This is a genomic window from Pseudomonas sp. S30_BP2TU TE3576, assembly GCF_050436025.1.
Taxonomy (GTDB): Bacteria; Pseudomonadota; Gammaproteobacteria; order Pseudomonadales; family Pseudomonadaceae; genus Aquipseudomonas.
Genome location: NZ_JBNDLK010000001.1, coordinates 1,377,945 through 1,399,090, shown reverse-complemented (window position 1 = coordinate 1,399,090; position 21,146 = coordinate 1,377,945). Strand labels below are relative to the sequence as shown.

Below are 21,146 nucleotides of genomic sequence, written 5' to 3'. Positions count from 1 at the left end.
AAGCCCGCTCCCACAGTTGACCGCGTTCTAATGTGGGAGCGGGCTTGCTCGCGAAGACTGAAGTGGCCTCACCGCCCATTTGAAAGGATGTAACCATGCTCCAACTGATCCTCGGCGGCGCCCGTTCCGGCAAGAGTCGCCTGGCTGAAAAGCTCGCCATCGACAGCGCTCTGGCCGTCACCTACATCGCCACCAGCCAGCCACTGGACGGAGAAATGAGCGAGCGGGTGGCCCATCACCGTGCCCGTCGTCCTGCCGAATGGGCATTGATCGAAGAACCCGTCGAACTGGCCCGGGTGCTGCGCGAATCCGCTCGCGCCGACCGCTGCCTGCTGGTGGATTGCCTGACCCTGTGGCTGACCAATCTGCTGATGCTCGACGATGCCGGGCGCCTGCAAGCCGAGCGGGATGCTCTGCTCGAATGCCTGGCATCGTTGCCGGGTGAAATCATTTTTGTCAGCAACGAGACCGGAATGGGTGTCGTGCCGCTGGGCGAATTGACTCGCCGCTATGTCGATGAAGCCGGATGGCTGCATCAAGCTCTGGCTGAGCGTTGTCAGCGCGTCGTCCTGACCGTCGCCGGCCTGCCCCTGACTCTGAAAGGAAATGCGTTATGACTCAATCCTGGTGGCTGAACCCGTGCAAGCCGGTCGATACCCAAGTGCTCGAACAAGCGCAGGCGCGGCAACAGCAACTGACAAAACCGGCCGGCTCCCTCGGTCAGCTGGAATCGGTGGCGGTGCAACTGGCGGGTTTGCAGGGGCGGGTCAAGCCGAGTCTGGAGCACGTGTGGATCGCGATTTTTGCCGGTGACCATGGCGTCGTCGCCGAGGGCGTGTCGGCGTTTCCCCAGGAAGTGACCGGGCAGATGTTGCACAACTTCGTCAGCGGTGGTGCCGCGATCAGCGTGCTGGCGCGGCAACTGGGCGCTTCCCTTGAGGTGGTTGACCTTGGCACGGTGATGCCGTCGTTGAACCTGCCGGGCGTGCGCCACCTGAACGTCGGTCCGGGCACGGCCAATTTTGTACAGGGGCCGGCCATGACCGAGGTCCAGGGGCAACTTGCCTTGCAGGCCGGCCGTGACAGTGTGCAGCGGGCAATTGCCTCGGGTGCGCAGTTGTTTATCGGTGGCGAAATGGGCATCGGTAACACCACCGCCGCCAGCGCCCTGGCGTGCGCGCTGCTTGATTGCCCAGTAGGTCATTTGACCGGGCCTGGCACCGGGCTCAACGCCGAAGGTGTCAGCCACAAAGCCCAGGTGATCGAGCGCGCCCTGACATTGCATGGCGCGCAGCGTAGTGATGTCTTGCAGACGTTGTTCAACCTCGGCGGTTTTGAGATCGCCGCGCTGGTCGGTGCCTATCTCGCTTGCGCTCAAGAAGGTGTCGCGGTGCTGGTGGACGGCTTCATTTGCAGTGTCGCGGCGCTGGTTGCGGTGCGCTTGAATCCCGAGTGTCGGCAGTGGCTGTTGTTCGGGCATCGCGGCGCCGAGCCGGGGCATCGCCATGTGCTGGAAACCTTGAATGCGCAGCCGTTGCTCGATCTCGGCCTGCGTCTTGGCGAAGGCAGTGGCGCGGCACTGGCCGTACCGCTGCTGCGTCTGGCTTGCGACCTGCACGGGAAGATGGCGACCTTCGCCGAAGCCGCCGTGGCAGATCGTCCGGCATGACCTTGCGCGTGGATCTGTTGCGTCACGGTGAAACCGAACTCGGCGGCGGCTTGCGCGGCAGCATCGATGACGCGTTGACCGAATTGGGTTGGACGCAGATGCGCGCCGCCGTAGTCGGGCAGGGGCCATGGGATCGATTGGTCAGTTCGCCGCTGCAGCGTTGTGCGCGGTTTGCCGAAGAGCTTGGGGCGCAATTGGATGTGCCGGTGCACCTGGATAAAGACCTGCAAGAGTTGCATTTCGGCGCTTGGGAAGGGCAAAGCGCGGCGGCGTTGATGGAAACCGACGCGCAGGCCCTGGGGTTGTTCTGGGCCGATCCTTATTCGTTCACGCCGCCTCAGGGTGAGCCGGTTACAGCGTTTTCGTCGCGGGTGCTGGCAGCGCTGGAGCGTTTGCACGCGACCTGTGCCGGTGAGCGCATTTTGCTGATCAGCCATGGCGGTGTGATGCGTCTATTGCTGGCACAAGCTCGCGGGCTGCCGCGAGAGCAACTGCTCAACGTAGAAGTCGGGCATGGCGCGCTGTTTTCGCTGACCGTGGAGCCGGCTGGCTTGTTAAAGGAAATGCGCTGACCATGCTGCCATTCTGGATCGCCCTGCAATTTCTAAGCAGTCTGCCGGTTCGCCTGCCCGGTATGCCTGAGCCTCAGGCGTTGGGGCGGTCGCTGCTGTTTTATCCGCTGGTGGGATTACTCTTTGGTGTCATTCTGTGGGCATTCAACTGGCTGCTGCTGGGCACGCCGACGTTGTTGCACGCGGCGTTGTTGCTGAGTATTTGGGTGCTGCTCAGCGGCGGGTTGCATCTGGATGGCCTGGCCGACAGTGCCGACGCCTGGCTCGGTGGGTTTGGCGATCGTGAGCGCACACTGACCATCATGAAAGACCCGCGTAGCGGGCCGATCGCCGTGGTGACGCTGGTGTTGGTGTTGCTGCTTAAATTCACCGCGCTGCTGGCGCTGATCGAACAGCCGCATTCGCTGGCATTGATCATCGTACCGCTGATAGGTCGCAGCGCATTGCTCGGCTTGTTCCTGGCCACACCCTATGTGCGCGCCGGTGGCCTGGGTCAGGCATTGGCCGATCATCTTCCGCGTTCGGCGGGTAAGCAGGTGTTGGCGGTCAGTGCACTGGCTTGTGTGCTGATTGCCGGTTTGAGTGGTGTGGTGGCGGTGGTGTTGGCGGTTCTCGGGTTTGTCTGGCTGCGGCAGGTGATGCTGCGGCGGCTCGGTGGAGCGACGGGCGATACGGCAGGGGCAATGCTGGAGTTGCTGGAGGCAGGGGTGTTGGTTGGATTGGCATTGGTCTGAACGCCGTAGTGGTGAATGTTCTGGCCTCTTCGCGGGCAAGCCCGCTCCCACAGGGTTTCTGTTTTGTTAACAAAACAGTGAGCACACCGAAAATCTCTGTGGGAGCGAGCTTGCTCGCGATAGCGATCTAACAGGCGCCACTCCCTTGTAACTTGATTTAACACACTCACGGGTATATACACGCACCATGCTCGATTCCCAATGTTTATGCATCAACCTGCGTCGCGCCGCCCGTGGCGTCAGCAGGCATTACGACGGCGCTCTCGACGGCTTCGGGATTAACGTTGCGCAGTATTCTTTGCTGTGCAATCTGCAGCGTCTGGATCAGCCGAGCATCTCGACCCTGGCCGAGGCCATGGGGCTGGATCGCAGCACCTTGGGGCGCAATTTGCGGGTGCTGGAAGGTGAAGGCCTGGTGACTCTGATCGAGGGCGAGGACATGCGCAACCGTATCGTCCTGCTGACCGAGGCCGGGGCAGAGCGCTTGAAGGCTGCCTTGCCGGCCTGGGAAGCCGCGCAGCAACGCTTGATCGATCGCCTGGGCGCCGAGAAGCGCGAAATCTTATTGAAGCTGCTGGACGAACTGGCGTGATGCCGGTTTTTTCGAACTTAAGCGGGTATATACCCGCTAACGGAGAACAACAATGACATCGATGTGGCGTACATGCGGCTGGGTTCTGTTGGGGAGTGCGCTGATCCTTGCGTTGTCTCTGGGCGTTCGACATGGCTTCGGGCTGTTTCTGGCGCCGATGAGCGCCGAGTTCGGTTGGGGGCGCGAAGTCTTTGCCTTCGCCATCGCCTTGCAGAACCTGATCTGGGGGCTCGCTCAGCCGTTCACCGGCGCGCTGGCCGACCGCTTCGGCGCGGCGAAAGTGGTGCTCATCGGTGGCGTCCTGTACGCGGCCGGGCTGATTTGCATGGGGCTCTCCGACTCGGCGATGACCCTGTCCCTGAGTGCCGGCCTGCTGATCGGCATTGGGCTGTCCGGTACGTCGTTCTCGGTGATACTGGGGGTGGTCGGCCGCGCAGTACCGCCGGAAAAACGCAGCATGGGTATGGGGATCGCCAGTGCTGCCGGTTCGTTCGGCCAGTTCGCGATGTTGCCCGGCACACTCGGTTTGATTGGATGGCTTGGCTGGTCCGCGGCGCTGCTGGCGCTGGGCTTGCTGGTGGCGTTGATCGTGCCGCTGGTGAGCATGCTCAAGGACAAGCCGCTGCCCGTCATGGGCCACGAACAAACCCTTGGCGAAGCGCTGCGCGAAGCCTGCTCCCATTCCGGATTCTGGCTGCTGGCGTTCGGTTTTTTTGTCTGCGGATTCCAGGTGGTGTTCATTGGTGTGCACTTGCCGGCCTATCTGGTGGACCAGCATCTACCGGCCACGGTCGGCACCACGGTGCTGGCGCTGATCGGCCTGTTCAACATCTTCGGCACCTATACCGCCGGGTGGCTCGGCGGGCGGATGTCCAAACCGCGTTTGCTCACCGGTTTGTACGTGTTGCGGGCGGTGGTCATTGCGTTGTTCCTGTGGGCGCCGGTGACGACCACGACGGCTTATCTGTTCGGCATGGCCATGGGCTTTCTGTGGCTGTCGACGGTGCCGTTGACCAACGGCACGGTGGCGACCTTGTTTGGTGTGCGAAACCTGTCCATGCTCGGTGGGATTGTTTTCCTGTTTCACCAGCTCGGTTCGTTCCTGGGCGGCTGGTTGGGTGGCGTGGTGTACGATCGTACTGGCAGCTATGACTTGATCTGGCAGGTAGCGATTCTTCTCAGTCTGTTGGCTGCCGCCCTGAACTGGCCGGTGCGTGAACGTCCGGTGGCGCGCCTGCAAACACAAATGAGTGCGGCATGAACAGTCTCTGGCCCCGAATCACGATTTTCGCTGTCCTCGCCTTGCTGCTTGCCCTGACGTGGTGGGGCTGGCATCAGGGCGGGCTGGCGCTTTTGCAGTTGGGCATGGGGACTTGCTAGGGGGACGGCGGGGCGAGTAACGTCGAATCCTGATGATTTTTCAAGGATGTCCAGACATGTTGATGCGCTGGCTTGCCGTTCCTGCGTTACTGGTCGCGTTTACCGGGTTGGCTCACGCGACAGATTGCCCGGATCTTTTGCAAGGCTCTTTGCCCAAGTTGCATGCCAGGGAATCCATCGATTTGTGCCAGCGCTTCGCCGGCAAACCGTTGGTGGTGGTCAATACCGCAAGCTTCTGTGGCTTTGCTCCGCAGTTCAAAAGCCTTGAGGCGCTGAACCAGCGCTTCAAGGGTCAAGGGCTGGAGGTGATTGGCGTTCCGTCCAACGATTTCAAGCAGGAGTCAAAGGATGGCGCCGAGACTGCCAGGGTCTGCTACGTCAACTATGGCGTGACCTTCACCATGACCGAGCCGCAAAAGGTTCGTGGCGAAGAGGCGACGCACTTGTTCAAGGTCCTCGCCAGTCAAACCAGCGCGCCGAAGTGGAATTTCTACAAGTACGTGGTGGATCGCCAGGGCAAGGTGATCGCCAGCTTCTCCAGCCTGACCAAACCGGATGATCCCGAGTTCATCGCCGCAGTAGAAAAAGCCCTGGCTTCGCCACCGCTCGTTTCAACCCCCTGACCTGCAAATGAAAAGCCCCGCCTCCGTGAGGAGAGCGGGGCTTTTTTGATTCCGATGGCGAGCGGTTCAGGCTCGCCGGGAATCATCAGAAGCGGTAGGTCGCACCGACACCGAAACCGTTGGCGCTGTTTTCGTACTTGGCGCTGTAACTGTCTACGAGGTTTGAGTGATTCACCTTGACAGCTTCTTCCTTCAGGTAGGAGTAGGCGACGTCGATGGTCAGATCATCGGTGACGTTGTAGCCGGCGCCAAGGCTGAAGATTGTGCGGTCACCTGTAGGAATACGTGGGGATCGGTCGGTATTGTTGGTAGGCGACTGGTCAAAGCTCAGGCCGGTGCGCAATACCCACTGCTTATTCAGCTGGTAGGAGGTACCGATGGCGTAGGCCCAGGTATTGTGCCAGTTCTGCTCTTCCGTAATGGTGCCGAACAGGGCCGGGGACAATGCGCCGCCTTGTGCCGCCGTTACGCCGTCGTTGTTGACGGTGATGTCTTTCAAACGGCTCCAGCGAGTCCAGGTGGAACCTGCATAAAGGGTCCACGCATCCGTCAGTTGTTGTGTCACGGAGAAGTCGACAGATTCAGGTGTTTCGATTTTCAGCGAAGCATCGTATCGATTGCTTTTCAGGAAGGCGGAAGGTGAATTTGCGCCTGCAGTGATATCGGTATGGCCTTCAATCTTGTATTTCACTTTCGAGTGATAGGTCAGGCCGACACGAGTGGTGTCTGTTGCTTGTACCAGGACCCCGAAGTTGTAACCAAGAGCGACATCATCCCCTTTGATTTTGACGTGGGTATCGCCAAAAAGAGGTACATCCGACTCCAGAGTGCCGCCAATGCGGTTGATGGTCGGGCCGAAACCAATCGATACTTTGTCGTTAAAGGCGTAGCTGACGGTAGGCTGGAAGGTGACAACCTTGACTTCACTCTTGCTGCCGAAACCGGCACCCTGGAAGCCATTTTCATAGTCGGTAATCAGACCAAAAGGTGCGTAGACACCGAGGCCGAATGCCCAGTGATCATCAATTGGCTTGACGTAATAGCCCATCGGAACGGCTGTGAATGGCACCATGTCGCCTTTGTTGGTACCCGGGTGGGCGCCTTGGGCGTCTTTGATATCAGACGAGGCATCGATAGCTGCGATCCCGCCAGTGACTTCCTGGCGCTTGATTCGCGACATGCCGGCAGGGTTGCCAAAAACAGTGCTTGCATCATCGGCAGATGAAGAGCGTCCCGCAAAACCAGTCCCCATTCCACTGATGCTCTGTTCGTTGAGGGCAAAGCCACTCGCGAAGATCTGGGTGGATGCCAAGGCAACGGCAAGACTAAGGGTGGTTTTGAGCATGACTTTTTTCATTATTAGAACTCCTGGTGATCACCGGGGCGAAAACTACCAACATTTTCGTCCCGGCGCCATAGCCTGTATGCCTTGATTTAGAGCGGTTTTGTAGGACAATCCGACCAAAATCGCGGCATGATGCGCGAACTTTGGATCCAGAGGTGTCAGCAGGCTACCTGATTCAGGGGGGAGACACAGGTTTGCCAGGCGCAGGTGAAATCACGCAGACGCCCCTGGGGCTGAAATGTCTGGCGCCAGATTCTGGCCATACCCAACAAATCATCCGGGGCGGGGAGGGGGGTATTCTGTTCTTCCACCAGCAGCCAGGCGATGGCCGTGGCGTAACGCAGGTTGACGGTCAATTCGAGGTGCGGACCACTCAGAAACGCATGCTGGCTGGCCAGTCCGCGGACCAGGCTTGCACGCTCCGGATCAAGGGCCAGGTAATGGTCCCAAAGGGCCTGGTGGCGGGGCTCGGCGATGCGGTACAGGCCGTGCCCGCGGCGGTCATGCAGGGCGGAACCAAGGGCGGACTGGCTGGCGGCAATGCCCAGCAGCAGGGATTCGGCAGTAGCGCTATGACGTCCGAGGTAGATCAGGGTCGGACGAATCACATAACGGCACAGTTCGCTGGCAGCGATACCCATAAAACCCTCGAAACCTGAAATGGACGGCGATACCTGAAAGCGGGGCTTGGCAGCAGTGAATCGGCTCAGGCTCGCCGCAAGCGGGTCAAGCCGCTTGAGTTGAAGTGTAGTGTCATATTCGCGCTGTAAAGGCCTGTTTTTAAAATATTTCCAGCGACCAGTTATAACCGTTATATCGGATCGTGCTTAGTCGTTGTGCGGTGGATGGGAAACATGGGGCAATAAAAAGCCCTGCTTTTCGGGCAGGGCTTTCGGGTTTCCAGCCTTTCTGGCGTTTCAGGCTACCAGTGCCTGACGGGTACGCTCGATCACGGCCTGCAGCGGCTCGGCGCTGGAGTATTGATCGGGGTACAGGCGTTCGCTGTGACGAGCGATACCGTGTTCGTTGACCAGGGTGAAGCTGAAGCAGCCTTTGCGAGCGGCCATGATCAGGCAGTTCATCGGTGCAAAAGCGTTGGTTAGGGTGCGAATGGCATCCTGAGTGTGGATTTGAGTGGACATAATTGGTGTTCCTACAAGCGACACGGATAAGAACCGTGCAAAGTTAAAACGTTCCAGTGACGACGACCACCATTGATCGAACGAAGAACCCGACTGGAACAAAGCAGCCAGTTTGAAGCGCTGACAAGTTGGCGCGCTTGGGCTGGCAGGTAGGTACTTAGGAGGGCAGGCAACACATCAAGGGCTAAGGTTCTGGGCCCGGGGTGAAGATCCTGATCAATTTGCAGGTTGGTTCGAGCAGAGTAGGCAGGCGGAGCAACACCCTTTGCTTTCGATTCAAAGGTTGTGTTGGCGCAAGATTTACCTGGAAACCATCGAGGTGGTCGATCCCGCTTGTTCGGTGGAGGCTTCCGTTGGGAAGGCTGACCGGGGAGATTTGTTCGACCAGAATTGACTTTCAGCTTGGTACTAACGCCGCGGATAGTAACGGATTGAACTGGCCAAGGGAAGTGTGTTAGCAAAAAGAATTTCCCGGCAGGTGCCCGATCGGGCAGTTTTGTCTTGTAGCCAAGCGTATGAAGCTGCGCTGTCTGCGATTGCTGTGCCCTGTAGCAGAACAAAATCCGACCATTGGTCATCGACGTTGGTAGCAACGCAGCCGTCTAAACACCGGGTTTGCCAAGGTTTATCCCCAGGCATGACCAAAAAACGCGCCGAAAAAGTGCGTGGATATAACCGTCGCAAAGGCACTTGTGCACATTAGTTGCGCACTCTGTCACCCCGCTGTCATCTCATGTTCAAGTCCCATGGCTGCCTGTAACCAAAATTTAAGTCAATGAAAAACATCGCTTTTTTTTACTGGTGAAAAAATCGTCAGTTTGACTGCGGGCCCCATTCCACAGGGCTTTGAGCCGGTTCAGGGGCGGTTGTCCACTGAGTTATCCACAGCTTCTGTGGATTGTCCCGAGCGCTTGCTCTAGGACGGGCGTGCCGGGATATTTTCAGCTTTACCTGTAAGAAAAAGAGAGTAAAGTTGCGCGCCTTCCGATCTACCCCACAGTGCTTTATGAAGTTTCGCTCAGCCTCCGTTTCCTCTTCCTCCACACCACCCTCTGTTGCCCCTTCCAAGCGCTTTTCCATGCGTGTGGCAGAGTGGCTGTTGGACAGCCCGCACCTGGGCGAAAACCCTAACGTCAAACACATCGCCGGACGTCTGCTCAAGCAACCGGCCCGTGAAGGCGTGGTGGCTGCGCAAAGCCGCCTTGGCCAGTTGATGTGCCGCGAATGCGGGAATGCCCGGGACCGCCGGATCGGTCAGGAGCTGCTGCGTCAGGCCGCTCGGGCAGGCGATCGCCGCGCTCAACAGGAACTGGGGCTGATCGAAGACTGAGCTGTCCAAGACCGGACGCCTTGGTTAACCTTCAGGCTTTATCCGAATGGCAGGAGTGGCTATGGCAATGGACTTGACCAGCGTATTGCTGGGGCTGGCGTCGGCAGGGTTGCCGTTGCTGGTATTGGCCTGGCAACTTCAGCGTCGGGCCAGCACTATGCATGCAGACGTTGCACTGCTGCAGGAACGCCTGGCCATGGCGCAACTGGCGCAGGACGGCTTGAATGCACAACTCGAGTCCAGCCGCGATGAAATCGCTGATCTGACCCAGGCCAACTCCGCCAAACAGGCTGATCTGGCAGCACTGCGTCGTGAAGTCGACTTGCTGCAGATCGAGCGCGATGACGCCCGGGACGCCGCCCATGCGTGGAATATCGAACGCGCCGGAAAAGAAGCAGAATTGCGTCGCCTGGATGCCCAGGCCGCGTCGCTCAACGCCGAATTGCGCGAGCAACAGGACAGTCATCAGCAACGCCTTAATGACCTGCAAGGCTCGCGAGACGAGCTGCGGGCGCAGTTTGCCGAGCTGGCGGGGAAAATTTTTGATGAGCGCGAGCAGCGTTTTGCCGAAACCAGTCAACAGCGTCTGGGGCAGTTGCTCGATCCACTCAAGGAACGCATCCAGTCCTTCGAAAAGCGTGTCGAGGAAAGCTATCAGAACGAGGCTCGTGAGCGTTTCTCCCTGGCCAAGGAGCTGGAGCGCCTGCAACAGTTGAATCTGCGTTTGAGCGATGAAGCCACTAACCTGACCCGTGCCTTGAAAGGGCAGAAGACCCAGGGCAATTGGGGTGAACTGATTCTTGAGCGTGTGCTTGAGCACGCGGGGCTGGAGAAGGGGCGCGAGTACCAGACTCAGGTCAATCTCAAGGGACCGGACGGCGAGCGCTTCCAGCCGGATGTGATCATTTATCTACCAGGCGACAAGCAGGTAGTGGTCGACTCCAAGGTCAGCCTGACGGCCTATCAGCAATACGTTGCGGCTGAGGACGAGGCCATCGGCCAGATCGCCATCAAGCAGCACGTGCTGTCGTTGCGCAATCACGTCAAAGGCCTGGCCGGCAAGGATTACAAGCGCCTCGACGGTTTGCACAGCCTGGATTTCGTGTTGCTCTTCGTGCCGATCGAAGCGGCGTTTTCTGCCGCGTTGCAGGCTGAGCCAACACTGTTTCAGGAGGCATTCGATCGCAACATCGTGATCGTCAGCCCTACCACGTTGCTGGCGACCCTGCGCGTCATCGATAGCCTGTGGAAGCAGGAGCGCCAGAGCCAGAATGCCCGGGAAATCGCCGAACGGGCCGGGTGGCTGTACGACAAGTTCGTGCTGTTCATCCAGGACCTGGATGAAGTTGGCAATCGCCTGCAGCAACTGGACAAGGCCTACAGCTCGGCACGCAACAAGCTGACAGAAGGGCGTGGCAACCTGGTCAGTCGCAGTGAACAGCTCAAGCTGCTGGGCGCGCGGGCGAGCAAGAGCCTGCCGGCGGACTTGCTGGAGCGGGCGATGACCGATGTCGATGGGTTGGTAGAGTTGCCGGAGTAGCTGAAAAGCATCGCGAGCAAGCTCGCTCCCACAGTTGACCGCGTACCCCTGTGGGAGCGAGCTTGCTCGCGATGGCGGCAGTCGCGCCACCGCAAAGGTCAATTCTTGCGCGTTACAACGGCAAATACCGGCTCAACAACGCACGCAACGCCGCCGGTTTCACCGGTTTGGCCAGGTAATCCAGCCCCGCGGCATGCACCTGGTCGACTGTCTCCGGCCGGCCATCGGCGCTGATCACCACCCCTGGAACCGGCTCGCCCATTTGCGTGCGCAACCAGGCCATCAAATCGGTTCCGGTCTCGCCATGATCGAGGTGGTAATCCACCAGGGCCAATTGCGGGCGTACACCTTCGGCCAGCAGCGTTGCACATTCCTCACGGTTGCGTGCGGTCCAGACCTGGCATCCCCAGCGACTGAGCAAGCTGTTCATGCCGATCAGGATGCTGTCCTCGTTGTCGATGCACAGCACCTGCGCTCCATTGAGCAATTTGCCATTGAGCTCGGCAGCTTTGACCGGCGCTGAGGTTTGCGCCCGGGCCAGCGGCACGCTGACGCTGAATACGCTACCGCGTCCCGGCCAGGAGCGTACGCGCAAGGTATGGCCGAGCACGCGACAGAGCCCGTCGGCAATCGCCAGCCCCAGGCCGAGGCCTTTTTCGGCCCGGGTCTGGTGACTGTCGAGGCGTTTGAACTCTTCGAAAATCACCTGTTGTTTATCTTCCGGGATACCCGGCCCACGGTCCCAGACTTCCAGGCTCAATGCTTCCTTATGCCGGCGAACCCCCAATAGCACAGGACCTTTGGCGTAGCGGAAAGCGTTGGTCAGGAAGTTCTGCAAGATCCGCCGCAACAGTTTGATGTCGCTGTCGATACGTAGCCTGCTGCCCCGGACGCGGAACTCAAGCCCTTGTTCCCGGGCCAGTACCTTGAATTCGGCGCCGAGGGTGTCGAACAATTCATTTAGCGCGAACGGCTTGGCATCCGGATTGATCTTGCCGTTTTCCAGGCGGGAAATATCCAGCAAGTCACTGATCAGGTCCTCAGCTGAACGCAGTGAGCTGTCCAGATGCCGCACCAGTTTTTGCGCCTCGTCGGACAAGCCCTCCTCCTGATGGGTCAGGGCTGCGGAGAACAGTCGAGCAGCGTTCAAAGGTTGCATCAAGTCGTGGCTGACGGCCGCCAGGAAGCGGGTTTTAGACTGGTTGGCCGCTTCGGCGGTGCCCTTGGCTTCGGTCAGGGCCACGTTAAGCTGCGACAGTTCACGGGTACGTTCCGCCACCCGCTGCTCCAGGCCCTCGTTGGCTTCGGTCAGCGCGTATTCGGCTTCGCGGAACGGGGTGATGTCGGTGAAACTCATGACGAAGCCGCCGCCCGGCATCGGGTTGCCGATCAATTCGATCACCCGGCCGTTGGGGAACAAGCGCTCGGAGGTATGGGCCCGGCCCTGACGCATCCAGTGCAGGCGACGGGCGACGTGCACTTCGGCTTCACCGGGGCCGCACAGGCCACGCTCGGCGTTGTAGCGGATGATGTCGGCAATCGGTCGACCGACACTGATCAAGCCATCCGGGTAGTTGAACAGTTCCAGGTAGCGACGGTTCCAGGCCACCAGTTTCAGCGATTGGTCGACCACGCTGATGCCCTGGGTAATGTTCTCGATAGCCCCTTGCAGCAACGCTCGATTGAATTGCAGGACTTCAGAGGCTTCGTCGGCGATCCGCACGACGTCCTCCAGTTGCATCTCCCGACCTTCGATGGCGGCTTTTACTACCGCGCGGGTCGAAGACGCACCGAGCACACCGGCCAGCAAGCGTTCGGTATGGGCGATCCATTCACTGTCGGCGTTCTGGTTCGGGTTGAAGCCTTTGCCCTGGCGATAGGCAAAACGGATGAAGCTCTGACGGGCGCGTTCTTCGCCGACGAAGCGCGCCGCCAGTTGCAGCAGGTCGTCGATCTGCACCGCCAGCATCGAGCGTGCGCTGGGGCGTGCACTGATTTCCTGGCCGATGAAGCGGCCCGCCTGCCAGTGCTCGGAAACCCGGGTGCGCGACAGCACCGAAACCCAGGCGAACAGCGTGAAGTTGCCTGCCAGCGACAGCACCACGCCTTGGGTCAGCGGGGTGATTGGCAGGTTCAGTGGATTGCTGTGCAACCAGGCCAGCCCCGGGAATGTACTCAAGGACAGGCCGAGGCTGAGGGCGGCAATCGGCAGGATCAAGGTGTAGAACCACAGGAACGTGCCCGCGGCGAGGCCCGCGAAAACGCCTCGGCGGTTGGCCTGTTTCCAGTACAGCGCACCGAGCATGGCGGGGGCCAGTTGGGTCACGGCAGCGAAGGCGATCTGGCCAATGGTCGCCAGGCTGGCGGTCGAGCCCAGCAGGCGGTAACTGACGTAGGCCAGCAGCAGAATGACCACGATGCTGACGCGGCGCACCGACAACATCCACTGGCGGAACACTTCGAACGGGCGCTCGGCGTTGTTGCGACGCAGCAGCCAGGGCAACAGCATGTCGTTGGACACCATGGTCGACAGTGCCACGCTGGCCACAATCACCATGCCGGTGGCCGCCGATGCGCCACCGATAAACGCCAGCAGGGCTAACGCCGGATGCGCCTGGGCCAGGGGCAGGCTGATGACGAACGAGTCCGGCAGTACCGAGCTGGGCAGCAGCATCTGGCCGGCCAGGGCGATCGGCACGACAAACAATGCCGCGAGGGCAAGGTAGGCCGGAAATACCCATTTGGCCAGGCGCAGATCCTGGGGATCGATGTTCTCGACGACGGTCACGTGGAACTGCCGCGGCAAGCAAATAATCGCCATCATCGCCACACCGGTCTGCACCACCATCGACGGCCAGTTGATGGTTTCCTTCCAGTACTGTTCGAGGCGCGGCGCCAGCATGGCCTGGTCGAACAGGTCGTCGAAACCATCGTACAGGCCGTAGGTCACGAAGGCGCCGACGGCGAGAAACGCGAACAGCTTGACCAGTGATTCGAAGGCAATGGCCAACACCATGCCGCGGTGGTGCTCCGTGGCGTCGAGGTTGCGGGTACCGAAGACAATGGTGAACAGCGCCAATACCAGCGACACGATCAGTGCGGTGTCCTGGGCGCGAGTGCCCATGGCGTCGGCACCGGCGCCGATCAGCAGGTTCACGCCGAGCACAATGCCCTTGAGTTGCAGTGCGATGTAGGGCAACACGCCGACCAGGCAAATCAGCGCCACCACCACCGCCAGCGACTGGGATTTGCCATAGCGCGCGGCGATGAAGTCGGCGATCGAAGTGATGTTCTCCTGTTTGCTGATCATCACCATTTTCTGCAGGACCCACGGTGCGCCGACCAGCAACAGGATCGGCCCGAGGTAGATCGGCAGGAACGACCAGAGCTGTTCGGCGGCCTGGCCCACGGCGCCGAAGAAGGTCCAACTGGTGCAATAGACCGCCAGCGACAGGCTGTACACCCAGGCTCGCACACGCGGCGGCAAGGGCGCGCTGCGACGGTCGCCATAGAAGGCGATGGCGAACATGATGGCCATATAGGCCAGGGCGACGGCGGCAATCAGCCCGGTGGACAGCGACATGGGGACTCCAGACAAAAGACACTCGGGCATCCCGCCCGGACAGACAGTCTCGCACGACCGCCAGCGTTAGTCAGTGTCGACCAAGGTCGTGGCGTGGCGGGGTGTCGCAGAGGTATTTCCAGTGTCTGGACAGGCCTCTTCGCGAGCAAGCCCGCTCCCACATTTGTCCTGTATTCGCCAACCCGTGTGGGAGCGAGCTTGCTCGCGATGGGGGCCTCACTGACTGAATGCAATCTCGATCAATTGGTGCAGCTCTTCAACCTCCAGCGCTGCCTCGGAAAACAGAATGCGGAAAACGATGGGGGCGGCGATCAGGTTGATCAGCCGATCGACACCCGGCACGGGCTCGTTGGGAAAACGGTCGAGGATGGTCTGCAACTGCCCGCCAATGATCGTCGCGCAGTAACTTGGCTTGAGAGCCGCCTGTACGTCGCGCAGCATGTTGCGACCAGGTTCGGAGCTCATTTCGTCCAGGTACTGTTCCGCCCAGGCTCGAATATCGCCGCGCAGGCTGCCGGTGTGGGTGGGGTCGTTGTCGGGCTGCATGCGGGCGAGGGCGACGTCGGCCAGCAGCGCCGACAAATCACCCCAGCGACGATAGATGGTCGAGGGTGTAACGCCTGCGCGCGCAGCAATTTGCGGCACGGTCAGACTGGCGCGGTCCTGCTCCTCGAGGAGTTGACGCACGGCCGAATGAATCGACTCTTGTACCCGCGCGCTGCGTCCGCCCGGGCGTAAGGTGGGAGCTGTCATCCTGGGTTTCCTGTAAAAGCCATGCCTCGGACCTTAACACAAAGAATTTGCTTTAAGAGGGAGGCAGTAGCACACTCCGCAAAAGCAAATATTTAGCTTTTGCGGAGTAGGTTCATGCCCAGATCTCATTCAAATCGTGCCAGCCTGTGGTTTCTCGCCGTTACCTTGCTCAGTTTCCTGGCGGCCTCCACCGCGCCGACGCCGCTGTATCACCTGTATCAGGAGCAGATGCAGTTTTCGGCCGCGACCTTGACCCTGATTTTTGCCGTCTACGCCCTCAGTCTGTTGGCGGCGCTGCTGACGGTCGGATCGCTGTCGGATTACCTGGGGCGCAAACCGGTGATTTTCACTGCGGTGGTGCTGAACGTCCTGGCGATGCTGCTGTTTATCTACGCCGATAGCGTTGCATGGCTGATCAGTGCCCGGGTGCTGCAAGGTTTTGCCACCGGCATGGCTACCGCGGTGCTGGGCGCAACGCTACTGGATACCGATCGCGAACGGGGGCCGCTGGTCAATAGCGTTGCGCCGTTGACCGGTATGGCCATTGGCGGGTTGGGCTGCGGTGCGTTAGCCGAGTTCGCCCCGGCGCCGTTGCACCTGACGTTCTGGCTGCTGCTGGTTTTGTTTGTGATGCAGGCGTTGTATGTCTGGCGTTTGCCGGAGAGCGTCTCGCGACAGGCCGGGGTTTGGGCCTCATTGCGACCTACTCTGCATGTGCCGCCTCAAGCGCGCTCCACTTTGTGGCGGGTGCTGCCGCTCAATACTGCCCTGTGGGCTCTCGGCGGTTTCTACGCTTCCCTGGCGCCTTCGTTGGTGCGCACGGCCACGGGCTCGACCTCGAACATGATTGGCGGGGCGACCGTTGCCGCATTGACGTTGACCGGTGCGCTGATGATTTACAGCATGCGCAACCGACCCGCCGATAAGGCGTTGTTATTGGGCGCCAGCATGATGCCAGCGGGTGTCGTGCTGATTTTGCTGGGTGTGCACAGTGCCAGCCTGCCGCTGTTCTTCCTTGGCACCCTGGTCGCAGGATGTGGTTTCGGCTCCGGTTTTCTTGGCGCCTTGCGTAGTCTGGTGCCGCTGGCCTTGCCCCATGAGCGTGCCGGGCTGGTGTCGACGTATTACGCGCTCAGCTATCTTGCCTTCTGCCTGCCATCGCTGCTGGCCGGGAACCTGAGCCGACCCCTCGGTTTGGTGGCGACTGTCGACGGTTATGGAGCGGTGTTGATTCTTCTGGCTCTTGGCGCTTTGGCAGGTTTGATGCGCCCACGTTCAGGCGGGGCATATGAGGCCAACTCATAACACTGCGTCAAGGGGATGCTGAATTAATATCTATAAAGTAGATAACATATAGAGATATTACCCGTTATATAGATATTCTATTCGGATCTAACATGGGCTCCACCTCACGAGAGGACAGGAGTTCGCCATGACATGCGCCAATAGCATCAAGCCCGGAATCAAACCGTTCAGTCACCTGCAGCACCCACGCGAAGTGATCCGCCAGTTCACGCCAAACTGGTTCGCGGCCACCATGGGCACCGGTGTGCTGGCGTTGGCAGTGGCGCAATTGCCGGTTGCCATGCCCGCCTTGCACGCCTTCGCCGAAGCCCTATGGCTGTTCAACATCGCGTTGTTTCTGCTGTTCACGGCGCTGTACGCCGCGCGTTGGCTACTGTTTTTCAACGAAGCACGACGGATTTTCGGCCATTCCACGGTTTCGATGTTTTTCGGCACCATCCCCATGGGCCTGGCGACCATTATCAATGGCTTCCTGGTCTTCGGCCTGCCGCGCTGGGGCGAAGGGCTGATTTCGCTGGCCGAGGTGCTGTGGTGGCTGGATGTAGCCATGTCTCTGGCCTGCGGCGTGCTGATTCCCTACATGATGTTCACCCGTCAGGAGCACAGCATCGACCAGATGACCGCCGTCTGGCTGTTGCCGGTGGTCGCGGCGGAAGTGGCAGCCGCCAGCGGAGGCCTGTTGGCGCCGCATTTGGCCGACGCTCATTCGCAACTGGTGGTGCTGGTGACCAGCTACGTACTCTGGGCGTTTTCCCTGCCGGTGGCCTTCAGCATTCTGACCATTCTGTTGCTGCGTATGGCCCTGCATAAACTGCCCCACGAAAACATGGCCGCCTCGAGTTGGCTGGCCCTTGGCCCGATCGGCACCGGTGCGCTGGGAATGCTGGTGTTGGGCGGCGATGCACCGCTGATCTTCTCCGCCAATGGTCTGCCGGGAGTCGGTGAAATTGCGGCAGGATTGGGGCTGGTGGCCGGCATCACCCTGTGGGGTTTCGGTTTGTGGTGGATGCTGATGGCGCTGCTGATTACCGTGCGCTACTTGCGTGCCGGCATTCCGTTCAATCTCGGCTGGTGGGGCTTTACCTTTCCGTTGGGCGTCTATTCTCTGGCGACATTGAAACTGGCCAGCACCTTGAACCTGACGTTTTTCAATGTGTTTGGCTGTGTGCTGGTGACGTTGCTGGCTGTGATGTGGCTGATCGTCGGCAAGCGCACGGTGCTGGGTGCCTGGCGGGGCGAGCTGTTTGTCTCGCCGTGCATTGCCGGATTGAAGAAATAACCGGCAAAGATTAGGTAAGGTGTGGCCTGCATCGAGTTTCGATACTCCAATGACAGTATCCAGGCCACTCTCTACATAATCAGGGACACATGGAAGATGAGTCACCCCTCGCAGTTCACCTTGTTGCGTACCCGGCGCTTCCTGCCGTTCTTCATCACCCAGTCCCTTGGGGCGTTCAACGACAACGTGTTCAAGCAGTCGTTGATCCTGGCCATTTTGTACAAGCTGACCATCGAGGGCGACCGCTCTATCTGGGTCAACCTGTGTGCGCTGCTGTTCATCCTGCCGTTTTTCCTGTTCTCGGCACTGGCCGGGCAATTCGGGGAAAAGTTCGCCAAGGATGCGCTGATCCGTCTGATCAAGCTTGGGGAAATCGCCATCATGGCGGTCGGAGCGATCGGCTTCCTGTTCGATCACCTGTCGCTGATGCTGGTGGCGCTGTTCGCCATGGGCACTCACTCGGCTCTGTTCGGGCCGGTGAAATATTCGATCCTGCCGCAAGCCTTGCATGAAGATGAGCTGGTGGGTGGCAACGGCCTGGTGGAAATGGGCACCTTCCTGGCGATCCTTGCCGGCACCATTGGCGCCGGCGTCATGATGTCTTCGGCGCATTACGCACCGGTGGTGTCCACGGCGATCATCGGCATTGCCGTGCTCGGTTACCTGGCCAGCCGCAGCATTCCCCGCGCGGCGGCCGCCGCGCCACAAATGCGCCTGAACTGGAACATCTTCAGCCAGTCCTGGGCCACGTTGAAACTCGGCCTGGGGCAAACGCCGGCGGTGTCACGTTCGATTGTCGGCAACTCGTGGTTCTGGTTTGTCGGGGCGATTTATCTGACGCAGATCCCGGCCTATGCCAAGGAGTGGATGCACGGCGACGAAACCGTGGTGACGCTGATTCTGACGGTGTTCTCGGTCGGCATCGCATTGGGTTCGATGCTTTGCGAGAAATTGTCCGGGCGCAAGGTCGAGATCGGTTTGGTGCCGTTCGGTTCGTTCGGCCTGACCGTTTTCGGTTTGCTGCTGTGGTGGCATTCCGGCGCAATTGCGGACAGCGCCGCCGGCCATGGCTGGATCGAAATCCTCGGTTTTGGCCACACCTGGCTGGTGTTGCTCGACATCCTCGGCCTGGGGATCTTCGGTGGTTTCTATATTGTGCCGCTGTATGCACTGATCCAGTCACGTACGGCGGAGAACGAACGGGCGCGGGTGATTGCTGCCAACAACATCCTCAACGCGTTGTTCATGGTGGTGTCGGCGATTGTCTCGATCGTCTTGTTGAGCATGGCCAAACTGTCGATTCCGCAGCTGTTCCTGGTGGTCTCGTTGCTGAACATCGGCGTCAACGCCTACATCTTCAAGATCGTCCCCGAGTTCACCATGCGCTTCATGATCTGGCTGCTCAGCCATTCCATGTATCGCGTCGAGCACCGCAATCTGGATTTGATCCCCGATGAAGGCGCGGCCTTACTGGTGTGCAACCACGTGTCGTTCGTCGATGCCTTGTTGATTGGCGGCGCGGTGCGTCGGCCGATTCGCTTTGTGATGTATTACAAAATCTACAACCTGCCGGTGCTGAACTTCATCTTCCGTACCGCGGGGACGATTCCTATCGCGGGGCGTCATGAAGACATCCAGATCTACGAAAAGGCCTTCACGCGCATTGCGCGGTATCTGAAGGACGGAGAGCTGGTGTGCATCTTCCCCGAGGGGAAATTGACCGCTGATGGCGAGATCAATGAGTTCAAGGGTGGGTTGATGCGGATTCTCGAAGAGACGCCGGTGCCGGTGATTCCATTGGCCTTGCAGGGGTTGTGGGGGAGCTTCTTCAGTCGCGATCCGAATAAAGGGCTGTTTCGCCGGTTGTGGTCGCGGGTGACGTTGGTGGCCGGGCCGGCGGTGGCGGTTGAGGTGGCGGAGCCGGTGAAGTTGCAGACGTTGGTGGGGGATTTGCGCGGGGCAGTTAGATAGTCGGTGACAGTTCGGGCCTCTTCGCGAGCAAGCCCGCTTGTGTCTAGATCTAGGGATAAGCTCTGGGGTGAGAGAGGTGAATGGCAAGCTGTGAGTCCGCGGTGCTAAAAGCACGTGTGGGAGCCAAGCTGCCATCCACCTTTCCACTCTGGCCCATAAGCCCGAACAGTTGGACGAGCGCCACTCGAATCACAAGCGTGGGCAAGGCCAGAGCACTCTCACTCCTGAGTGTAAGAGGGTTTTGCCATGATTTCCTGGGTCGGCATCGATATCTCCAAATCAAACCTGGTTGTATGGGTTCAACCTCAGGGTGAAGGTTTTGACCTTCCCAATACGTCAGAAGGCTTTGTTGAGCTGATTGAGCGCCTGAGCCAGTACGAGGTTGACCGGGTTCTGCTGGAGGCCACCGGTGGTTACGAATGCAAGGTCATGGCGGCACTGCAGGGCGCCGACTTCAAAGTGCTTAGAATCAATCCCCGCCGGGCCAGAGCCTTCGCCGTGGCCATGGGCAAGAATGCCAAGACCGATCCCATCGACGCGGCCGTGCTGGCGGACTTCGCTGAAGTGCTGCATGCATCCCGCGACAAGATCATTTCGCCGGAACGTGAAGCACTGCGCGAGTTGATCCAGTTGCGCGAGCAGTTTGTTCAGCAACGAGACGACAACAAGCGCCGGCTTCAGCAAGTTCAGTTACCCGCTGTTAGCGAGGCGATCAAAGGCCTTGTTCACTACCTGCAAGTGCAAATCAAGCAGCTCGATAAAACCATCCATCAGAGCATGCATGAGCTGGATGCCGAAAAAGCCGAACGACTCATTTCCGTTAAAGGCATCGGTACGGTGGCCACAGCCAGCTTGCTGGTTTACCTGCCCGAATTGGGCGCGCTTGATCGTCGTGAAGTGGCGGCCTTGGCGGGAATTGCGCCGTACAACGACGACAGCGGCAATCACAGCGGAAAACGTCAAATCTACGGAGGCAGAGCCCGCGTCAGACGTGCGCTTTACATGTCTTGCTGGGTCGTAATCCGTCATCAGCCAAACTTCAAGGCACGCTATGACGCTCTTCGGGAGCGAGGCAAGAGCGCGAAAGTTGCGCTCATCGCCTGCATGCGGATCCTACTTATCCGGCTGAATGCCATGTTGAGGGACGGCACCGAATGGCGGTGACGAGCGGCAGGGGGAAGACAGTTGCGCTCATCGCCTGCATGCGGATCCTACTTATCCGGCTGAATGCCATGTTGAGGGACGGCACCGAATGGCGGTGACGAGCGGCAGGGGGAAGACAGTTGCTCCCACATTGGAATGCGATCAAATGTGGGAGCGGGCTTGCT

General features: G+C 59.7%; 19 protein-coding genes. 14 read left to right on the top strand and 5 right to left on the bottom strand.

All coding sequences use genetic code 11. From position 1 onward, the window contains the following. The first annotated feature begins 95 nt into the window (after positions 1-95). The 8 genes from cobU to ABIA48_RS06290 all read left to right on the top strand — a co-directional run bounded on the left by cobU (position 96) and on the right by ABIA48_RS06290 (position 5,570). Positions 96-617: a bifunctional adenosylcobinamide kinase/adenosylcobinamide-phosphate guanylyltransferase gene (gene cobU, locus ABIA48_RS06325; protein ID WP_429487433.1), complete on the top strand. Its 522-nt coding sequence runs from the start codon at positions 96-98 to the stop codon at positions 615-617. Continuing rightward, positions 614-1,669 (top strand): nicotinate-nucleotide--dimethylbenzimidazole phosphoribosyltransferase, encoded by a 1,056-nt coding sequence (gene cobT / locus ABIA48_RS06320; RefSeq protein WP_429487432.1) that lies wholly within the window; start codon positions 614-616, stop codon positions 1,667-1,669. Before cobU ends, cobT begins: the two co-directional genes overlap by 4 nt. After that, on the top strand, positions 1,666-2,241 hold the full coding sequence (gene cobC, locus ABIA48_RS06315) for an alpha-ribazole phosphatase family protein (protein WP_429487431.1): 576 nt from the start codon (positions 1,666-1,668) through the stop codon (positions 2,239-2,241). Before cobT ends, cobC begins: the two co-directional genes overlap by 4 nt. A gap of 2 nt (positions 2,242-2,243) precedes the next feature. Further along, positions 2,244-2,975: an adenosylcobinamide-GDP ribazoletransferase gene (locus tag ABIA48_RS06310; protein ID WP_429487430.1), complete on the top strand. Its 732-nt coding sequence runs from the start codon at positions 2,244-2,246 to the stop codon at positions 2,973-2,975. Positions 2,976-3,162: 187 nt separating this feature from the next. Continuing rightward, positions 3,163-3,567, top strand: coding sequence for a MarR family winged helix-turn-helix transcriptional regulator (locus ABIA48_RS06305; RefSeq protein WP_429487429.1), 405 nt, complete (start codon positions 3,163-3,165; stop codon positions 3,565-3,567). A 52-nt stretch (positions 3,568-3,619) separates the two neighbouring features. After that, complete coding sequence (locus ABIA48_RS06300; RefSeq protein ID WP_429487428.1) at positions 3,620-4,828, top strand: MFS transporter; 1,209 nt, start codon at positions 3,620-3,622, stop codon at positions 4,826-4,828. Further along, positions 4,825-4,947 carry a hypothetical protein gene (locus ABIA48_RS06295; protein WP_007984510.1) on the top strand — a complete coding sequence of 41 codons (123 nt, stop codon included), beginning with the start codon at positions 4,825-4,827 and terminating at the stop codon, positions 4,945-4,947. The genes ABIA48_RS06300 and ABIA48_RS06295 overlap by 4 nt, the downstream gene beginning before the upstream one ends. A 56-nt stretch (positions 4,948-5,003) precedes the next feature. Continuing rightward, positions 5,004-5,570, top strand: a complete 567-nt coding sequence (locus ABIA48_RS06290; protein WP_429487427.1) for a glutathione peroxidase — start codon at positions 5,004-5,006, stop codon at positions 5,568-5,570. Between the two features lie 85 nt (positions 5,571-5,655). Here ABIA48_RS06290 and ABIA48_RS06285 read toward each other — a convergent pair whose 3' ends face one another. The 3 genes from ABIA48_RS06285 to ABIA48_RS06275 form a co-directional block, all read right to left on the bottom strand. Beyond that, on the bottom strand, positions 5,656-6,927 hold the full coding sequence (locus tag ABIA48_RS06285; RefSeq protein WP_007984506.1) for an OmpP1/FadL family transporter: 1,272 nt from the start codon (positions 6,925-6,927) through the stop codon (positions 5,656-5,658). A 146-nt stretch (positions 6,928-7,073) separates the two neighbouring features. Further along, positions 7,074-7,556, bottom strand: a complete 483-nt coding sequence (locus ABIA48_RS06280) for a hypothetical protein (RefSeq protein WP_007984504.1) — start codon at positions 7,554-7,556, stop codon at positions 7,074-7,076. Between the two features lie 276 nt (positions 7,557-7,832). Further along, positions 7,833-8,057, bottom strand: coding sequence for a hypothetical protein (locus tag ABIA48_RS06275; RefSeq protein WP_007898912.1), 225 nt, complete (start codon positions 8,055-8,057; stop codon positions 7,833-7,835). A gap of 1,006 nt (positions 8,058-9,063) precedes the next feature. Here ABIA48_RS06275 and ABIA48_RS06270 point away from each other — a divergent pair. Beyond that, positions 9,064-9,387: a sel1 repeat family protein gene (locus ABIA48_RS06270; protein ID WP_429487426.1), complete on the top strand. Its 324-nt coding sequence runs from the start codon at positions 9,064-9,066 to the stop codon at positions 9,385-9,387. Between the two features lie 175 nt (positions 9,388-9,562). Continuing rightward, entirely contained in the window at positions 9,563-10,927 is a 1,365-nt protein-coding gene (gene rmuC, locus ABIA48_RS06265; RefSeq protein ID WP_177318959.1) for a DNA recombination protein RmuC, read from the top strand. A gap of 112 nt (positions 10,928-11,039) precedes the next feature. Here the strand turns inward: rmuC and ABIA48_RS06260 are convergent, their stop codons facing one another. Together ABIA48_RS06260 and ABIA48_RS06255 are read right to left on the bottom strand one after the other, a co-directional pair. Continuing rightward, positions 11,040-14,510: a hybrid sensor histidine kinase/response regulator gene (locus tag ABIA48_RS06260; RefSeq protein WP_429487425.1), complete on the bottom strand. Its 3,471-nt coding sequence runs from the start codon at positions 14,508-14,510 to the stop codon at positions 11,040-11,042. A gap of 216 nt (positions 14,511-14,726) precedes the next feature. After that, the gene (locus ABIA48_RS06255; protein ID WP_204932242.1) at positions 14,727-15,263 is read right to left on the bottom strand and encodes a TetR/AcrR family transcriptional regulator; all 537 of its coding nucleotides are present in this window, start codon (positions 15,261-15,263) and stop codon (positions 14,727-14,729) included. Between the two features lie 114 nt (positions 15,264-15,377). Here ABIA48_RS06255 and ABIA48_RS06250 point away from each other — a divergent pair, with 114 nt between their 5' ends. The 4 genes from ABIA48_RS06250 to ABIA48_RS06235 all read left to right on the top strand — a co-directional run bounded on the left by ABIA48_RS06250 (position 15,378) and on the right by ABIA48_RS06235 (position 20,982). Continuing rightward, positions 15,378-16,568 carry an MFS transporter gene (locus ABIA48_RS06250; RefSeq protein ID WP_429487424.1) on the top strand — a complete coding sequence of 397 codons (1,191 nt, stop codon included), beginning with the start codon at positions 15,378-15,380 and terminating at the stop codon, positions 16,566-16,568. A 127-nt stretch (positions 16,569-16,695) separates the two neighbouring features. Next, complete coding sequence (locus ABIA48_RS06245) at positions 16,696-17,847, top strand: TDT family transporter (protein ID WP_429487423.1); 1,152 nt, start codon at positions 16,696-16,698, stop codon at positions 17,845-17,847. A 96-nt stretch (positions 17,848-17,943) separates the two neighbouring features. Continuing rightward, positions 17,944-19,818: an MFS transporter gene (locus tag ABIA48_RS06240; RefSeq protein ID WP_429487422.1), complete on the top strand. Its 1,875-nt coding sequence runs from the start codon at positions 17,944-17,946 to the stop codon at positions 19,816-19,818. Positions 19,819-20,064: 246 nt separating this feature from the next. Continuing rightward, on the top strand, positions 20,065-20,982 hold the full coding sequence (locus ABIA48_RS06235) for an IS110 family transposase (protein ID WP_429487394.1): 918 nt from the start codon (positions 20,065-20,067) through the stop codon (positions 20,980-20,982). Positions 20,983-21,146 lie beyond the last annotated feature (164 nt).

What these genes read in the sequence shown, in the direction of transcription:
- ABIA48_RS06240 (WP_429487422.1), top strand. Translation starts at nt 17,944, where the DNA reads ATGAGTCACCCCTCGCAGTTCACCTTGTTGCGTACCCGGCGCTTCCTG.
- ABIA48_RS06285 (WP_007984506.1), bottom strand. Translation starts at nt 6,927, where the DNA reads ATGAAAAAAGTCATGCTCAAAACCACCCTTAGTCTTGCCGTTGCCTTG.
- ABIA48_RS06290 (WP_429487427.1), top strand. Translation starts at nt 5,004, where the DNA reads ATGTTGATGCGCTGGCTTGCCGTTCCTGCGTTACTGGTCGCGTTTACC.
- ABIA48_RS06280 (WP_007984504.1), bottom strand. Translation starts at nt 7,556, where the DNA reads ATGGGTATCGCTGCCAGCGAACTGTGCCGTTATGTGATTCGTCCGACC.
- cobT (WP_429487432.1), top strand. Translation starts at nt 614, where the DNA reads ATGACTCAATCCTGGTGGCTGAACCCGTGCAAGCCGGTCGATACCCAA.
- ABIA48_RS06295 (WP_007984510.1), top strand. Translation starts at nt 4,825, where the DNA reads ATGAACAGTCTCTGGCCCCGAATCACGATTTTCGCTGTCCTCGCCTTG.
- ABIA48_RS06300 (WP_429487428.1), top strand. Translation starts at nt 3,620, where the DNA reads ATGACATCGATGTGGCGTACATGCGGCTGGGTTCTGTTGGGGAGTGCG.
- ABIA48_RS06275 (WP_007898912.1), bottom strand. Translation starts at nt 8,057, where the DNA reads ATGTCCACTCAAATCCACACTCAGGATGCCATTCGCACCCTAACCAAC.
- ABIA48_RS06235 (WP_429487394.1), top strand. Translation starts at nt 20,065, where the DNA reads ATGATTTCCTGGGTCGGCATCGATATCTCCAAATCAAACCTGGTTGTA.
- cobC (WP_429487431.1), top strand. Translation starts at nt 1,666, where the DNA reads ATGACCTTGCGCGTGGATCTGTTGCGTCACGGTGAAACCGAACTCGGC.
- ABIA48_RS06260 (WP_429487425.1), bottom strand. Translation starts at nt 14,510, where the DNA reads ATGTCGCTGTCCACCGGGCTGATTGCCGCCGTCGCCCTGGCCTATATG.
- cobU (WP_429487433.1), top strand. Translation starts at nt 96, where the DNA reads ATGCTCCAACTGATCCTCGGCGGCGCCCGTTCCGGCAAGAGTCGCCTG.
- ABIA48_RS06305 (WP_429487429.1), top strand. Translation starts at nt 3,163, where the DNA reads ATGCTCGATTCCCAATGTTTATGCATCAACCTGCGTCGCGCCGCCCGT.
- ABIA48_RS06255 (WP_204932242.1), bottom strand. Translation starts at nt 15,263, where the DNA reads ATGACAGCTCCCACCTTACGCCCGGGCGGACGCAGCGCGCGGGTACAA.
- ABIA48_RS06250 (WP_429487424.1), top strand. Translation starts at nt 15,378, where the DNA reads ATGCCCAGATCTCATTCAAATCGTGCCAGCCTGTGGTTTCTCGCCGTT.
- ABIA48_RS06270 (WP_429487426.1), top strand. Translation starts at nt 9,064, where the DNA reads ATGAAGTTTCGCTCAGCCTCCGTTTCCTCTTCCTCCACACCACCCTCT.
- ABIA48_RS06245 (WP_429487423.1), top strand. Translation starts at nt 16,696, where the DNA reads ATGACATGCGCCAATAGCATCAAGCCCGGAATCAAACCGTTCAGTCAC.
- ABIA48_RS06310 (WP_429487430.1), top strand. Translation starts at nt 2,244, where the DNA reads ATGCTGCCATTCTGGATCGCCCTGCAATTTCTAAGCAGTCTGCCGGTT.